The organism is Streptomyces sp. NPDC058335 (assembly GCF_042723915.1).
In the GTDB taxonomy this organism is placed as follows: Bacteria; Actinomycetota; Actinomycetes; order Streptomycetales; family Streptomycetaceae; genus Streptomyces.
The window spans coordinates 23264-38754 of the sequence record NZ_JBHXHX010000022.1 but is presented as its reverse complement, the minus strand read 5'-3'; the positions used below and the strand labels follow the sequence as shown (position 1 = coordinate 38754).

Below are 15491 nucleotides of genomic sequence, written 5' to 3'. Positions count from 1 at the left end.
GACTCTCTTGTTATGACACGAGGTAATGCAGAGCGGTACTGAGGGGGTGGAACCGTGGAATTCAGGCCGATTCGCCCTGTCCGCATGTTGAGAATCCGCAGGACGGGCCCTGGTCGTTCCAGGCGTCTCAGGCGTTTTGGTGATGACCGGATTCGTTGCTACAGGCGACTTGTAGGGCCTGGGAGAGGTCCTGGGCATACCGGGAGCCAAGGATGAAGCTGTGGTCCTGTATTGCGCGCGCATTACGCAGAGTTACATCCAGGAAAGGCAGTCCGGCATCCGCCGGCACATTTCCGCAATCCGCCACATGCATCGTGATGACGATCTTGCGGGCGGAACCCGCTTTTGTACGGAAAGGTGCTCGCGGCGCCGACGTCAGGAAGATCCCGGCGTACGGCTGCGCCAGCCGCGTCGTCGTGACCGGCGGACCCGACTCCACATTGAGCAGCACCTCCAGCGCGAACGTCCGCGGCCGGCTGCCCGGCGGCACCGGGAGCGGCCCCAGATACGCGACGTCGACGACCTGGGACGGGAAAGGCGGCTTCACGGCGGCCTGCTGACGCGCCTGCGGCCGGGTCGCCCAGAGCAGACCGCCGGCGGCCAGGAGGAGAACGGCCGCCAGCGCCCCGAGTACGGCGCGACGGTGCCGCCCGTGGAACAGGACAGGCCGGCCGCGCGGAACACCGGTTTCCGGAACCTCCTCGGCCTCCCACGCGCGCGTGCCCTCGCCCGGCTCGACGGGGCCGACGCCGCCGCTCACTGCCACGGACCCGAGCTTGGGCCGCCGGAGCGGTACCGGGCGGCACAGCCCTCGCGCGACTGACGGTCGATCAACTCGACTGCTGCGCGGGCGCCTTCCCGCTTCTTCGCGGCTCGCGCGGCGTCCACGACCGACCGAAGGATGTCGAACTGACCGTTGGACAGGCCCATCGACTGGTAGTCCCCGTACGTGCCGCCGTCCAGCACCTCGCGCGACCAGTGCGCGACGATCCGGGCGCACAGCACCTCGGGGGGAGTGGCGGTGGGCGACGGAGTGCTCCGCGCCCCCGCTGCCCCGGGACCGGCGCAGGCCGTCATCAGCAAGCCCGCCCCGAGGGCCGTTCCCAGCCGCCGCGCGGCCCCGGACCGTCGTGCCGCCCCCGGCCGTCGTGCCGTGCAAGGCCGTCGCGCCGCCCCCGGCCGGAGGGGCCCTCCCGTTGCCATGCCCCGACGCTAGGGCGCGGAGGTGTCGGCGGGCAACGGGGCGGTGACGGGACGGACGGCGCGCCGGGGGACGGCCGTCGACGGCGTCAGCTCGCGGCCGGCGCCGCGTCGCCCGGGTTCACGTCCCGCAGCAGACAGGTCAGCCGCGCCGAGCACACCCGCTTCCCCGCCTCGTCACTGATCACGATCTCGTACGTCGCCGTGGACCGGCCCCGGTGCACGGGTGTGGCCACGCCCGTGACCAGCCCGGAGCGGGCGCCCCGGTGATGGGTGCAGTTCAGGTCGACGCCGACGGCGAGCTTGGAGCTGCCGCCGTGCAGCATGGCGCCGATCGAACCGAGGGTCTCCGCGAGCACCGCCGAGGCGCCGCCGTGCAGCAGTCCGTAGGGCTGGGTGTTGCCCTCGACCGGCATCGTGCCGACCACCCGCTCCGCGGACGCCTCGACGATCTGCACCCCCATGCGGGTGCCGAGGTGCCCGGCGGAGAAGAGGGCGCGCAGGTCGACGCCGAGCGCCGCGTACTCGTCGATGACCTCTTGCGGGAACTTCACGTGCTGCTGCTCGCCCATCGGGACCTGCTCCGTTCGTCGTGACCAGTGGCGTGACCGGTACGGTGACCGTGCCGCCTGAGCAAACGCTCAGTCGGTCGCCGATTGTTCCAGACGGACGACGACGGACTTACTGGCCGGGGTGTTGCTGGTGTCCGCGGTGGCGTCCAGCGGCACCAGGACGTTGGTCTCCGGGTAGTACGCAGCCGCGCAGCCCCGCGCCGTCGGGTAGAGCACCACCCGGAAGCCGGGCGCCCGCCGCTCCACCCCGTCCCGCCACTCGCTGACCAGATCCACGTACGAACCGTCGGCCAGGCCGAGCGTGCCGGCGTCCTCCGGGTTGACGAGGACGACCCGGCGGCCGTTCCTGATGCCCCGGTAACGGTCGTCCAGACCGTAGATCGTGGTGTTGTACTGGTCGTGCGAGCGCAGCGTCTGCAACAGCAGGCGACCGGCGGGCAGCTCCGGGAACTCGACCGGCGCGGCCGTGAAGTTGGCCTTGCCGGTGGCCGTGGGGAAGCGGCGTTCGTCGCGCGGGGCGTGCGGCAGCGTGAAGCCGCCAGGCTGTGCCACGCGCGCGTTGAAGTCCTCGAAACCGGGGATCACGCGCGCGATGCGGTCGCGGATCGTCGCGTAGTCCTTCTCGAACTCCTCCCACGGCACCCGGCTGTCCGCCCCCAGCACCCGGCGCGCCAGCCGGCACACGATGGCCGGCTCCGACAGCAACTGCGCGCCCGCGGGCTCCAGCCGGCCCCGGGAGGCGTGCACCATGCCCATGGAGTCCTCGACGGTCACGAACTGCTCGCCGCCACCCTGCACATCGCGCTCGGTACGGCCGAGCGTCGGCAGGATCAGGGCACGCGCGCCCGTGACGACATGCGAGCGGTTGAGCTTCGTCGACACGTGCACCGTCAGCCGGGCCCGCCGCATCGCCGCCTCGGTGACCTCCGTGTCGGGGGAGGCCGACACGAAGTTGCCGCCCATGGCGAAGAAGACCTTCGCCTCGCCGTCGCGCAGCGCCCGGATCGCCCGTACGACGTCGAAGCCGTGCTCGCGCGGCGGGGCGAAGCCGAACTCCCGCTCCAGGGCGTCCAGGAAGGCCGGGGCCGGGCGCTCGAAGATGCCCATGGTGCGGTCGCCCTGCACGTTCGAGTGACCGCGCACCGGGCACACGCCCGCGCCCGGACGGCCGATGTTGCCGCGCAGCAGCAGGAAGTTGACCACCTCGCGGATGGTCGGCACGGAGTGCTTGTGCTGGGTGAGACCCATCGCCCAGCACACGATGGTGCGCTCCGAGGCGAGCACCATGCGCAGGGCCTCTTCGATCTCCGCGCGCGTGAGACCCGTCGCGGCGAGCGTCTCGTCCCAGTCCGCGGCGCGGGCGGCCGCGGCGAACCCCTCGTAGCCGTGGGTGTGTTCGGCGACGAACCGCTCGTCGACCGCGCCCTCCGTCTCGAGGATCAGCTTGTTGAGGAGACGGAACAGGGCCTGGTCGCCGCCGATGCGGATCTGGAGGAACAGATCGGTGAGGGCGGCGCCCTTGAACATGCCCTGCGGGGTCTGCGGATTCTTGAAGCGCTGCAGACCCGCCTCGGGCAGCGGGTTCACGCTCACGATCCGCGCGCCGTTGGCCTTGGCCTTCTCCAGGGCGGAGAGCATGCGCGGATGGTTGGTGCCCGGGTTCTGCCCGGCGACGATGATCAGGTCGGCCTTGTGGAGGTCCTCCAGCAGGACGCTGCCCTTGCCGATGCCGATCGTCTCCGTGAGGGCCGAACCGGACGACTCGTGGCACATGTTGGAGCAGTCGGGCAGGTTGTTGGTGCCCCACGCGCGCGCGAACAGCTGGTACAGGAACGCGGCTTCGTTGCTCGTGCGGCCCGAGGTGTAGAACACGGCCTCGTCGGGGGAGGCCAGGGCGGCCATCTCCTCGGCGATGATGTCGAAGGCACGCTCCCAGGAGACCGGCTCGTAGCGCTCGCCGCCCTCGGACAGGTACATCGGGTGCGTGAGCCGCCCCTGCTGGCCCAGCCAGTAGCCGCTCCTGTTGGCCAGGTCCGCGACCGGGTGCGCGGCGAAGAACTCCGGAGTGACCCGGCGCAGGGTGGCCTCCTCGGCCACCGCCTTCGCGCCGTTCTCACAGAACTCCGCCGCGTGCCGGTGCTCCGGCTCCGGCCAGGCGCAGCCCGGACAGTCGAAGCCGTCCTTCTGATTGACGCGCAGCAGCGTCAGCGCGGTCCGCTTCACGCCCATCTGCTGCTGCGCGATCCGCAAGGTGTGCCCGATGGCCGGCAACCCCGCCGCCGCGTGCTTCGGCTCGGCGACCTGCGGCGCGTCCTGAACCGGGTCGGCCTTGGGCGGCTTCGTTGCCATCGCGGCGCTCCTTCACTGACACGGGTGACCACTCCCACCGATCCTCGCACGCGCCACCGACAGGAAAGATGCGCGGGCGGGTGAGGGCCGGGAGCAATGGTTGCGGAGGGCGGTGGGCCGATCCGCACCTGGCGCGCGGCGGGCCGCCGGTGCGGCGGGAGCCCTGGAGGCGGGCCGTCGGCGACCCTGTCGGGGTGCCGAACGTCGCAGCGGGGGCGGCACGTGTAGCCGTGCGGGCGGCGGTCCCGCCGGGCGTCTCGGCGGGGGCCCGCGCCTGACGGCCCGTGCCCGGCGGGCGGCCGATCCGACTGGGGCGACCGGCCGGGGGCGGGAGCGGTCGGCAACAAGCCGCTGAACCGCCGTCACCCTCCGGCGGGCGCAGGTCCGGGAGAGCGCGGTGCGTGCTGCCGCAGCCGGCGGCGGCGGTCCCGCCGAGCGTCTCGTGGCTGCCAGACGTTGCCCGGCCCTTGGGTTCGGCGGAGTCCGGTGGCACCTGTACGGGGGGTGTTCACCGGCCGTGCCCGTGCCCCGTGTGGTCGGCGGGCTGCCGATCCGGCCGTGGGGGACCGGCTGGGCGGGGTGCGGTCGCGGAGGAGTTGCCGAGCCGCCGTCACCCTCGGCGGGCGCAGGTCCGGGAGAGCGCGGTGCGTGCTGCGACAGCCGGCGGCGGTCCCGCCGAGCGTCTCGTGGCTGCCAGACGTTGCCCAGCCCTCGGCTTCGGCGGAGTCCGGTGGCACCTGTACGGGGGGCGTTCACCGGCCGTGTCCGTGCCCCGTGTGGTCGGCGGGCTGCCGATCCGGCCGTGGGGGACCAGCCGGGGCGGGCTGCGGTCGCGGAGAAGCTGCCGAGCCGTCGTCGCCCTTCGGCCGGTTCGGCGGAGTCCGGCTGCATCGGCCCGATGAGAGCGCGGCGCGTGCTGCCGCCGCAGGCATCTCGATGCTGCCCGCGCTGCCCGCTGCCCGGCGCCGTCGGGTTCCGCGGGGATCGGCGGCGCCGGGCAGCGGCGTTCACGGGCCGTGAGCGGCGTGCGGCCACGAGGCTCCGGTCAGCCGCCGGAGGCACACGTGGATCGGAGTGTCAGTGGGGCGTGGCAGGATCGGGGGCGTGGCAGAAACAGCATCGAAGAAGACCGAGAACACCTCCGGCGCCGACCGGCCCCGCCTGATGCTCATGGACGGGCACTCGCTGGCCTACCGCGCGTTCTTCGCGCTGCCCGCGGAGAACTTCACCACCGCGACCGGCCAGCCGACGAACGCGATCTACGGCTTCGCGTCGATGCTGGCGAACACCCTGCGTGATGAAGCGCCCACGCACTTCGCGGTGGCCTTCGACGTCTCCCGCAAGACCTGGCGCTCCGAGGAGTTCACCGAGTACAAGGCGAACCGCTCCAAGACCCCGGACGAGTTCAAGGGCCAGGTCGAGCTGATCGGCGAGCTGCTCGACGCGATGCACGTCTCGCGGTTCGCGGTCGACGGCTTCGAGGCCGACGACGTGATCGCCACGCTCGCCACCCAGGCCGAGGCCGAGGGCTTCGAGGTGCTGATCGTCACCGGCGACCGCGACTCCTTCCAGCTCGTCAGCGAGCACACGACGGTGCTCTACCCCACGAAGGGCGTCTCCGAGCTGACCCGCTTCACCCCGGAGAAGGTCGTCGAGAAGTACGGCCTGACGCCCGCCCAGTACCCCGACTTCGCGGCCCTGCGCGGCGACCCGTCCGACAACCTCCCGGGCATCCCGGGCGTCGGCGAGAAGACTGCCGCGAAGTGGATCAACCAGTTCGGTTCGTTCGCGGACCTGGTCGAGCGGGTCGACGAGGTCAAGGGCAAGGCCGGGCAGAACCTCCGCGACCATCTGGAGTCCGTCAAACTCAACCGCCGCCTGACGGAGATGGTCCGCACCGTCGAGCTGCCGAACACGGTCCGCGACCTCGAGCGCGCCCCGTACGACCGCACGGCCGTGGCGATGATCCTGGACACCCTGGAGATCCGGAACCCGTCGCTGCGCGAGCGGCTGCTCGCCGTCGACCCGGGCGCCCAGGAGGCCGAGACGGCCCCGGTCGTCGCGCCCGGCGTGGCGCTGGACGGCACGGTGCTGGGCACGGGCGAGCTGACCGGCTGGCTCACCGAGCACGGCGACGAGCCCCTCGGCGTGGCCACCGTGGACACCTGGGGCCTGGGCACCGGCTCGGTCGCCGAGGTCGCGCTCGCCGCGGCGGGCGGACCGGCCGCCTGGTTCGACCCGTCGGAGCTGGACGAGACCGACGAGAACACGTGGGCCGCCTGGCTGGCCGCCGAGGACCGCCCCAAGGTCCTGCACAACGCCAAGGGCGCCATGCGGGTCTTCGCCGAGCACGGCTGGAGCGTCGCCGGTGTCTCCATGGACACCGCCCTGGCCGCCTACCTGGTCAAGCCGGGCCGCCGCTCCTTCGACCTGGACGCGCTGTCGCTGGAGTACCTGGGCCGGGAGCTGGCGCCGTCGGCCGCGGCCGACGGCCAGCTCGCCTTCGGCGCGGACGACAGCGCCGAGGCCGACGCCCTGATGGTGCAGGCCCGCGCGATCCTCGACCTCGGCGAGGCTTTCCGGGGCCGGCTGGAAGAGGTCGGCGCGGCGGACCTCCTCCAGGACATGGAGCTGCCCACCTCCGCCCTCCTCGCCCGCCTGGAGCGGCACGGCATCGCGGCCGACCGGGCTCACCTGGAGGCCATGGAGCAGATGTTCGCGGGCGCCGTCCAGCAGGCCGTGAAGGAGGCGCACGCCGCCGCCGGGCACGAGTTCAACCTGGGCTCGCCCAAGCAGCTCCAGGAGGTTCTCTTCGGTGAGCTTGGCCTGCCGAAGACGAAGAAGACCAAGACCGGTTACACGACGGACGCCGACGCCCTGGCCTGGCTCGCCGCCCAGACGGACAACGAACTGCCGGTGATCATGCTCCGGCACCGTGAGCAGGCCAAGCTCCGCGTCACCGTCGAGGGCCTGATCAAGACGATCGCCGCCGACGGCCGTATCCACACGACCTTCAACCAGACGGTCGCGGCGACCGGCCGCCTGTCGTCCACGGACCCGAACCTCCAGAACATCCCGGTCCGCACGGACGAGGGCCGGGCCATCCGTCGCGGGTTCGTCGTCGGTGAGGGCTTCGAATCCCTGATGACGGCCGACTACAGCCAGATCGAACTGCGGGTGATGGCCCACCTCTCCGAGGACGAGGGCCTCATCGAGGCGTTCACCTCCGGCGAGGACCTGCACACCACGGCCGCCTCCCAGGTCTTCGGCGTCGAACGGGACGCCGTGGACGCGGAGATGCGCCGCAAGATCAAGGCGATGTCGTACGGACTGGCGTACGGCCTGTCGGCGTTCGGCCTGTCCCAGCAGCTGAACATCGAGGCGGGGGAGGCCCGCGCCCTGATGGACGCCTACTTCGAGCGCTTCGGCGGCGTACGGGACTATCTGCGCCGGGCGGTGGAGGAGGCACGGGCGACGGGCTACACGGCGACGCTCTTCGGACGTCGCCGCTACCTCCCCGACCTCAACAGCGACAACCGTCAGCGCCGTGAGGCGGCCGAGCGCATGGCCCTCAACGCGCCGATCCAGGGCACGGCGGCGGACATCGTCAAGATCGCCATGCTCAAGGTCGACGCTGCTCTGCGGAAGGCGGGGCTCACCTCCCGCATGCTCCTCCAGGTCCATGACGAGATCGTGCTGGAGATCGCTCCCGGCGAGCGGGCGGCCGTGGAGGAGCTGCTCCGCCGCGAGATGGCGGGGGCGGTTCAGCTGAGGGCCCCCCTGGACGTCTCGGTGGGCGCGGGCCCCGACTGGGAGTCGGCAGCCCACTAGCCCCGGGGCCAAGCCGAACGGACCCGAAGGGACCCCGCCGACAGAGGCGGGGTCCCTTTCCCTTTCCTCCCTCACCCCGCGCGGAGCCCGCGCCGCCCCACCCCGCGCCGCCCCCACCACCCCGCGCCACCGACGCTCACCCCGTCACGCACCCGTCACTCGCCCTCCTTGCGTCACCCCCCGTACATCCCCCGAAGGGCCCTCACTCGCGTGGCCCCCGAGAAGGCGCCCTCGCGGGTCCCCGCCCGCCAGGATGCGGCCATGGGTATACGCCTGCTTCACCGCCGGAAGGCCCCCGCACGCGTGCACGCCACGGCCGGCGCCGAAACGTCGGCCGGCCCCGACGGGACGTCGTCCCGGCGACCGTTTCCCGCGCTCGCGCCCGGCGCGGGCACGCCCCGTGTCCCCGGGACCCCTCTCACGGCACTGCGCGACCCGGTCGTACGTCTCCGGCGCCGGGCCGTCGCCCACGTCACCCGCCGGGACGGCTCCTGGCGGCTCGGGGCCGAGCGTGCCCGCGGCCACCTGACCCTCGCCCTCGGCGCCCTGCGCCGACTGCGGGGTGCGCGCGCGGGACGCCGTATCACCGTCTTCGTGGCGAGCGCGACACCGGGCGCGGACCGCTTCGGCGCGCGCTGAACCGGGCGACCCGGCTCACCCGACCCCCACCTCGTCCCGCTGCGGCAGACCGTCCCCCGCCCGCCGCCACACCCGCACCCCGCCCGCGTACAGCAGGACGCCCAGCACCAGCCCCGCTCCCGCCCCGAAGCACAGGGTCGGGATCAGTTCGTACGGTTCGGCGCCCGGTCCCCGGTGCTCCCACCAGCCGAGCACCCGGCGGGCCGCCGCGGTCAGGGCGCAGCCGCCGATCAGGCCCGCGGCCCACCAGCGGTCGCGCGCCGACAGCACCGGCACGCCGAGCGGCTCGGTGGCGGGGGTCCGGCGCAGTGCGTGCGTGACGAACGCGGCCATCACCACCGCCGCGACGGCCGAACCGCCGTACTGGAGGTACCAGTACAGCGGTGAGCCCGCGATCGTCTCGCCGAGGACGGGGAACACCCGCATGCCCCACCGGTCGAGGTGGGTGAAGGCGTCCCAGACGACGTGCGTCAGCGCGCCGAGGACCGCGGACGCGTACCACCACGCCACCGTGGACGGCCGGACACGCGCGCGTGGCGCCCCGCAGCGCGTCAGGACGGCCGTACGGCCCTGCCGTGCCCGTGGGAGCAGCGCCACGAGCGGCTCGCGCACCAGCAGCCACAACCCCACCAGCGCCCAGGCCAGGAGCACGTCGACGGTGAGGACACCGGCGAAGGAGTGCGTGACGTCGCCGAACTCCATCGCCCCGGACAGGACACTCGCCGCGTAGTAGGTCATGTCGGGAGCGAACGACCCCGCGACGAGGACGGCCGGCACCAGGCGTCCGCGGCCGGTACCGTCGGCGCGCACGGCGGGCAGCACGGCCGCCGCGTGGCTCAGCGTGAACGGCAACGAGGCTCCTCGGCACGGGTGTTGCCGGACCGGCCGGCTCGAAACATCGACGGTCCGACCAGTATGCGGGACGCTTCCGGCGCCCCACGGCACATGGCGGGGTGGTGAACAGAGGGCTCGAACGGGTGCCGGTCGCAAAGAAGTTGTCGTAGGGTCGCCTGGGCTGCCGCCGCACGAATGGTGGTCGGACAGCCGAACAGATCGGCGCAAACCGCCCGTGACAGCACCTTTTGCGGCCGGTTGATCGTCCCTCAGGGGACGAGTGACGCAGGGCGTCCCACGGGACGGGCGAGACAGGCGAAGACGGGCGCTCGAGTGTCCACGGGAGGGGTTCACTTCATGTCGGCGCATTTCGGCAGCAGGCTGCGCAAGGGTGCGGTCAACACCACCGTGGCCGCACTGGCGGTCGCGGCTCTGGCCGCCTCCCAGGCACCCGACGTCACGGCCGACGGCGCGGGCGGGCGGACCGCCGCGGACGCCCCGTCCGCCGACACCGGCTCCGCGACCGGCGTCGACGAGAGTGCCACCGGCAACTCGCCGTACTACACCGACCTGCCGCCGCTGAACAGCCCCGTCCCGGCGCCGAGCCAGAGCACCGGCACGGGTCCGGCCGCCACCGGCGCCACGGAGGCCGGCATCCCCGCGACCGTCCTGGACGCCTACAAGAAGGCCGCGGCGTCGCTCGCCGGATCCAAGCCCGGCTGCAACCTGCCCTGGGAGCTCCTCGCCGCCATCGGCAAGGTGGAGTCCGGCCACGCCCGCGGCGGCAACGTCGACGCCGAGGGCAAGACCCGCTCGGCGATCCTCGGTCCGGTCCTCGACGGCAACGGCTTCGCCAACATCAGCGACACCGACAACGGCGCCTTCGACGGCGACACCACGCACGACCGCGCCGTCGGCCCCATGCAGTTCATCCCGTCCACCTGGGAGTGGGCCGGCCGTGACGGGAACGGCGACGGCGCGAAGGACCCGAACAACATCTACGACGCCGCGCTCGCCGCCGGTCACTACCTGTGCCGCTACAGCTGGGACATGTCCACCGACGCCGGCCTGCGCAGCGCGATCCTGAGCTACAACAACTCGACGGACTACTACAACACCGTCGTGTCGTGGCTGGAGTACTACCGCAAGGGCACGCACGAGGTCCCGGACGGCACCGGCACCCTGCCGGACAACCGCAGCGACGAGAACAGCGGCGGCGGCACGACCACCTCGCCGTCCCCGTCGCCCACGCCGCCGCGGACGACCCCGCCCAGCACGACCCCGCCCAGCACACCTCCCGCCACGCCCCCGCCGGCGACCACCCCGCCGGCCACCACGCCTCCCGCGACGACCCCGACCGACTCGGTCCACCACCTGGAGGACGCGGGCACGGCGAAGCTCACCGCCATGGCGGGCGAAGCGTTCGGCGACCGGATCAGCACCCGCACCGAGACCAAGGCCGGCACGGCCGTGGCCAAGGTCCGGGTCCGCTTCACGATCGTCGGGGACACCGACGCCACCTTCACGGGCGGCGAGCGCGTGGCCGCGGTCATCACCGACAGCCGGGGTATCGCCACGGCCCCCGCCCTCCGGGCGGGCGAGAAGACCGGCGCCTTCACGGTCCGCGCCACCGTCGTGGGCCGTACGGTCGCTGCCGTGAGCTACTCGGCCACGGTCACCGCGCGTGCCGCCGACGCCCTGGCCCGCACCGGTTCGGCCGCCCTGACCTGCGTCACGGGCGGCGAGTTCGCCGACCGGGTCGAGGTGAAGGCCACCTACAAGGGCGCCGTGGCGGACAAGGTCGCGGCCACCGCCACACTCGTGAAGTCGGCCGGTGACCCGGCCGCGAACGACAAGGGCCCCTACTTCAAGGACGGCGCGGGCAATCCCGTCCGCACCCTGACGGACCTCCGCACGGACGAGAACGGCCTGCTGACGCTCCCGAAGCTGTACGCGGACGACACCGTCGGCACGTTCCTGCTGCGCGTCACGACCGAGGGGGGCGCCACCCTCACGGTCGAGCTGACCGTGACAGCGGCCCCGTCACCCACGCCGACCCCGTCCGACACCCCCTCCGGCACCCCTTCGGAGAGCACTTCCCCGAGCCCGTCCGGGTCGACGACGACCGGCTCGTAACCCACCTCGGCACCACGTCCGCACCGCCTCCGTGCCACCTCCTCACCACCGACGGCGCCCCGCTCCCCGCGAGCGGGGCGCCGTCGGTGGTGCGCGACCTGTTCTCATCTCGCCCGCCCGTTGCTACGGTGCCGGACCTGACGATCCATCAGTTCCGGTGGAGCATCCGACCTCCGCGGGAGGCCCTCGCAATGCGCGCCCTGATCGCCGCCGCGACCGGTCTCGCCGTCGCGCTCGCCCTGGTCCTCGCCCTCACCGCCCTGGGCACCCCGACCGGTGAGACCTCCCCGAAACCCCTGCTGACGACAGTGCCCGCACACCCGTAACCGCCCGGGAGGGAGGCCGACATGCGCCGCAAGGCCGGCCTGATCCTGCTCGCCCTCGCCGTGTTCTGCGCGGCGCTGTCCCCGCTGCTGCGCTGGTACGCCTTCCCACGCCTGGCCAAGGTCCCCGCCAACGCCTACCAGGACATGGTCCTGGAGGCGCGGAACGCCACCCTCCTCGACTACGGCACGATGACCGCCCGCACCGTCCCCAAGGTCACCATCGTGCAGACCCTCAAGGGCAACGTGGAGGAGTCGGAGAGGATCGAACGGACGGCGGGCCGCGACGTCGTCGTCTGGGACGGCCTGTCCTACGTCCAGGGGCCCGACGGCAAGATGGTCTCCCGCATCCCCGAGCGCTACATCTTCGACGCCCACACCCAGGAACCCGTCCACGCCACCGGTGAGATGGTCGACGGCACCCCCGTCCGCCGCGAGGGCCTGGAGTTCAAGTGGCCCTTCCGCACGGAGAAGCGCGACTACGAGTACTTCGACGCACAGGCCCGCGTCACCGCCCCCATCCACTACAAGGGCACGGAGAGATTCCGCGGCCTGGAGGTCTACTACTTCGAGCAGACCATCCCCTGGACCAAGGTCCCCATGCCCAGGACGATGCCCGTCGCCGGGATCACCCCCGAGACCGTCGCCGGGACCGGCACCACCCGCTGGTACACCACCGTCCGCAAGTTCTGGGTCGAACCCGTCACCGGCGCACCCGTCTACGGCGAGGAGATCCACCAGGAGGAACTGCGCGGCGGCACCCTCCTCGGCGGCCGCGACAAGGTGACGGCCTTCGCCGGCCACGTGAAGATGCGCGAGGACTACATCGAGCACACCGTCGACCTGGTCGGCGCCAACCGCACCCTGGTCCTGCTGATGACGTCCTACCTGCCCTGGGGCTTCCTCGCCCTCGGCATCCTGCTCCTCGCCCTCTCGCTGTACGTGGAGGCCCGCGGCCGACGCCCCGCCGGCCCGGAGCCGACCCCCGCCGCCGACGCCGAACCGGTCACCGCCTGAGCCGCGCGTTGGTGTGCCGGGTCGGCTCGGCCCCGGCCGGGTCCTCCGGCCACGGATGCTTGGGATACCGGCCCCGCAGCTCCGCCCGTACGCCCTTGTAGCCGTCCTTCCAGAAGGAGGCGAGGTCGGCGGTCACTGCCGCGGGCCGCCCCGCGGGGGACAGCAGGTGCACCAGCAGCGGCACCCCCGCCACACGCGGCGACTCCTGGAGCCCGAACATCTCCTGGAGCTTCACCGCCAGCACCGGCTGTCCGGGGTCGGCGTAGTCGATCCGGATTCCGGACCCACTCGGCACCGTGATCCGCTCCGGCGCCAGCTCGTCCAGCCGCGCCGCCTCCCCGGACGCCCAGGGCAGCAGCCGCGCGAGCGCCTTCCCGGCGTCGATCCGCGCCAGGTCGCCCCGCCGCCGGGCCCGGCTCAGCTCCGGCTCCAGCCACTCGTCCACGCGCGCGTGCAGCGCCGCGTCGGAGACGTCCGGCCACGGCTCCCCGAGACGCGCCCTGAGGAACGCCAGCCGCTGACGCAGCCCCCGCGCCTCCGCCGACCACCGCAGCAGCCCCGGCCCCTCCTCCCGCAGCCCTTCGAGCAGCGCCTCCCGTACGAGTCCGGTGTCGGCGTCCCGCAGCGGCCGCGCCGCCAGCTCCACGGCCCCGAGCCGCTCGACCCGCCGCGCCACCACGTCGCCCTCGGCCCAGTGGACCTCCTCGCGGGTGTCGAGCAGCGTGCCGGCCGCGAACCGGGCGACCTCCTCGTCGACGACCGCCGCGAGCTGTACGCGCGCGTGCCCCTTGCCGACCGGCCGGTCGGCGACGGCGACCGCGATCCACGGGGCACCGCGCAGCGCCGACCCGTCCCGCATCTCGGCCCGCGTTCCGGACACCATGAGATACGAGCCGCCGTCGGCCCTGGCGACCCGTTCCGGGAAGGCGAGGGCCGCGACGACACCGACCCGGCCGTCCTCGCGTGCCGGCGCGGACGGACCCGCGACGGCCCCCTCGGCCGGGCCGGAGAACTCCGCCGCCACGGCCCGCAGCCGCCGTACCTCCGTCCGCCAGCGACCCGCGTACGCGTCACCGCCGCGCCGGGCGGCGCGCAGAGCCCCCGCGAGATCGTCGCCGTACTCCCGCGGAGCCTCCTCGCTGAGCAGCGCGACCACCTCCGCGGCCCGCTCCGCCCCGACCAGCGTCGCGCCGTCGAGCAGCGCCCGCCCCAGCCGGGGGTGCAGCCCCGCCCGCGTGAGCCGCACCCCGCGTTCCGTGGCCCGGCCTGCCGCGTCCACCGCTCCGACCGCCCTCAGCAGCCGGCCCGCCGCCGCCATCGCCCCGCCCGGCGGCGGGTCCAGCAGTGCCAGCCCGGACGCCCCGGGATCGCCCCAGCAGGCCGCCTGGAGGGCGAACGCCGTCAGGTCGGCCACCTTGATCTCCGGCGACGGGAACCGCGGCAGGCGGGCGTTCTCCGCCTCCGCCCAGCACCGGTACACCGCGCCCGGCGCCTCACGCCCGGCCCGGCCGGCCCGCTGCCGTCCCGCCGCGACCGACGCCCGCACCGTCGTCAGCGCGCTCAGCCCGCGCGCGTGATCCACCCGCGGCTCGCGCGCCAGGCCCGAGTCGACGACCACCCGCACGCCCGGCACCGTCAGCGACGACTCGGCGACCGATGTCGCCAGGACCACCCGGCGACGCTCCCCGGGAGCCAGCACCGCGTCCTGCACCGCCGCCGGTGCCCGCCCGTGCACCTGGAGCACGTCCACCCCGTCCAGGTCCCCGAGCCGCCCCGCGACCCGCGCGATCTCCCCGACCCCCGGCAGGAAGCACAGCACGTCCCCCGACCGTTCCTCCAGCGCCCGCCGCACCACCGACGCCACATGCGCGAGCAGCGCCTGGTCGACCCACATGCCGTGCGACGGCCGTACCGGCCGGACCGGAGGCACCCAGACCACCTCGACGTCGTACGACGATCCGTGGGCCTCGACCACCGGCGCACCGCCCAGCAGCCGGGACCAGCTCTCCGTGTCGGTCGTCGCCGACGCGGCGACCAGCCCCAGCTCGGGGCGGAGCGTCTCGCGCACGTCCCACAGGAACGCAGCCGCCGTGTCCGCGTCCAGGTGCCGCTCGTGGCACTCGTCCAGCACCACCACGTCGACGCCGGTCAGCTCCTGGTCGCGCTGGAGACGCTGGAGCAGCACCCCTGTGGTGACGACCTCCACGCGCGTGTGCCGCCCGACGACACGCTCGCCGCGCACGGTGTACCCGACGCTCTCACCGGTCCGCTCACCGAGCAGCCACGCCATCCGCCGGGCCGCCGCGCGCGCCGCGATCCGCCGCGGCTCCGCCACGACCACCCGCCGCACCGGCCCCTCGCCCACCAGCCCGGCCAGCGCCAGGGGCACCAGCGTCGTCTTCCCGGTGCCGGGCGGCGCCGCCAGCACGGCGGTCCCCTGCCCGGCCAGGGCGTCGTGCAGCGCGGGCAGGGCGGCCCGTACGGGCAGGGCGTCCAGGGCGTCGTAACGGATCACGCCACCCAGTGTCGTACGCCAGGGGAAGCGCCCAGCCACGCGCGTGCAGAAGCGGTCACGCACGCGCGCATATAC

At 73.5% G+C, this 15491-nt stretch carries 11 protein-coding genes; 5 read left to right on the top strand and 6 right to left on the bottom strand.

What is annotated here, in order from left to right; genetic code table 11:
• Nucleotides 1-127: 127 nt before the first annotated feature.
• The 4 genes from ACFWJX_RS33370 to ACFWJX_RS33355 all read right to left on the bottom strand — a co-directional run bounded on the left by ACFWJX_RS33370 (nt 128) and on the right by ACFWJX_RS33355 (nt 4121).
• Nucleotides 128-766 carry a Tat pathway signal sequence domain protein gene (locus tag ACFWJX_RS33370; RefSeq protein ID WP_383250065.1) on the bottom strand — a complete coding sequence of 213 codons (639 nt, stop codon included), beginning with the start codon at nt 764-766 and terminating at the stop codon, nt 128-130.
• The gene (locus tag ACFWJX_RS33365) at nt 757-1077 is read right to left on the bottom strand and encodes a hypothetical protein (protein WP_383250064.1); all 321 of its coding nucleotides are present in this window, start codon (nt 1075-1077) and stop codon (nt 757-759) included. The genes ACFWJX_RS33370 and ACFWJX_RS33365 overlap by 10 nt, the downstream gene beginning before the upstream one ends.
• A gap of 212 nt (nt 1078-1289) precedes the next feature.
• A complete protein-coding gene (locus ACFWJX_RS33360; protein ID WP_383250063.1) occupies nt 1290-1772 on the bottom strand; it encodes a PaaI family thioesterase in 483 nt (160 codons plus the stop codon).
• A 69-nt stretch (nt 1773-1841) separates the two neighbouring features.
• A complete protein-coding gene (locus ACFWJX_RS33355; RefSeq protein ID WP_383250062.1) occupies nt 1842-4121 on the bottom strand; it encodes an FdhF/YdeP family oxidoreductase in 2280 nt (759 codons plus the stop codon).
• A gap of 1104 nt (nt 4122-5225) precedes the next feature.
• Between ACFWJX_RS33355 and polA the strand changes: the two genes are divergently transcribed.
• On the top strand, nt 5226-7952 hold the full coding sequence (gene polA / locus ACFWJX_RS33350) for a DNA polymerase I (protein ID WP_383250061.1): 2727 nt from the start codon (nt 5226-5228) through the stop codon (nt 7950-7952).
• Between the two features lie 261 nt (nt 7953-8213).
• Entirely contained in the window at nt 8214-8591 is a 378-nt protein-coding gene (locus tag ACFWJX_RS33345; RefSeq protein WP_383250060.1) for a hypothetical protein, read from the top strand.
• A gap of 15 nt (nt 8592-8606) precedes the next feature.
• Here ACFWJX_RS33345 and ACFWJX_RS33340 read toward each other — a convergent pair whose 3' ends face one another.
• Entirely contained in the window at nt 8607-9443 is an 837-nt protein-coding gene (locus ACFWJX_RS33340; protein ID WP_383250059.1) for a DUF4184 family protein, read from the bottom strand.
• A 339-nt stretch (nt 9444-9782) separates the two neighbouring features.
• Between ACFWJX_RS33340 and ACFWJX_RS33335 the strand changes: the two genes are divergently transcribed.
• The 3 genes from ACFWJX_RS33335 to ACFWJX_RS33325 all read left to right on the top strand — a co-directional run bounded on the left by ACFWJX_RS33335 (nt 9783) and on the right by ACFWJX_RS33325 (nt 12901).
• On the top strand, nt 9783-11561 hold the full coding sequence (locus ACFWJX_RS33335) for a lytic transglycosylase (protein ID WP_383250058.1): 1779 nt from the start codon (nt 9783-9785) through the stop codon (nt 11559-11561).
• Nucleotides 11562-11752: 191 nt separating this feature from the next.
• Nucleotides 11753-11887: an SPW_0924 family protein gene (locus ACFWJX_RS33330; RefSeq protein ID WP_383250057.1), complete on the top strand. Its 135-nt coding sequence runs from the start codon at nt 11753-11755 to the stop codon at nt 11885-11887.
• Nucleotides 11888-11908: 21 nt separating this feature from the next.
• A complete protein-coding gene (locus tag ACFWJX_RS33325) occupies nt 11909-12901 on the top strand; it encodes a DUF3068 domain-containing protein (RefSeq protein ID WP_383250056.1) in 993 nt (330 codons plus the stop codon).
• On the opposite strand, the gene hrpB is transcribed toward ACFWJX_RS33325, so the two are convergent.
• Nucleotides 12891-15416 carry an ATP-dependent helicase HrpB gene (gene hrpB, locus ACFWJX_RS33320; protein WP_383250055.1) on the bottom strand — a complete coding sequence of 842 codons (2526 nt, stop codon included), beginning with the start codon at nt 15414-15416 and terminating at the stop codon, nt 12891-12893. The genes ACFWJX_RS33325 and hrpB overlap by 11 nt on opposite strands.
• Nucleotides 15417-15491 lie beyond the last annotated feature (75 nt).

Excerpts from the sequence above, each read along its gene's own strand:
- ACFWJX_RS33365 (WP_383250064.1), bottom strand. The coding sequence starts at position 1,077 with ATGACGGCCTGCGCCGGTCCCGGGGCAGCGGGGGCGCGGAGCACTCCG.
- ACFWJX_RS33360 (WP_383250063.1), bottom strand. The coding sequence starts at position 1,772 with ATGGGCGAGCAGCAGCACGTGAAGTTCCCGCAAGAGGTCATCGACGAG.
- ACFWJX_RS33355 (WP_383250062.1), bottom strand. The coding sequence starts at position 4,121 with ATGGCAACGAAGCCGCCCAAGGCCGACCCGGTTCAGGACGCGCCGCAG.
- ACFWJX_RS33345 (WP_383250060.1), top strand. The coding sequence starts at position 8,214 with ATGGGTATACGCCTGCTTCACCGCCGGAAGGCCCCCGCACGCGTGCAC.
- ACFWJX_RS33335 (WP_383250058.1), top strand. The coding sequence starts at position 9,783 with ATGTCGGCGCATTTCGGCAGCAGGCTGCGCAAGGGTGCGGTCAACACC.
- ACFWJX_RS33330 (WP_383250057.1), top strand. The coding sequence starts at position 11,753 with ATGCGCGCCCTGATCGCCGCCGCGACCGGTCTCGCCGTCGCGCTCGCC.
- ACFWJX_RS33325 (WP_383250056.1), top strand. The coding sequence starts at position 11,909 with ATGCGCCGCAAGGCCGGCCTGATCCTGCTCGCCCTCGCCGTGTTCTGC.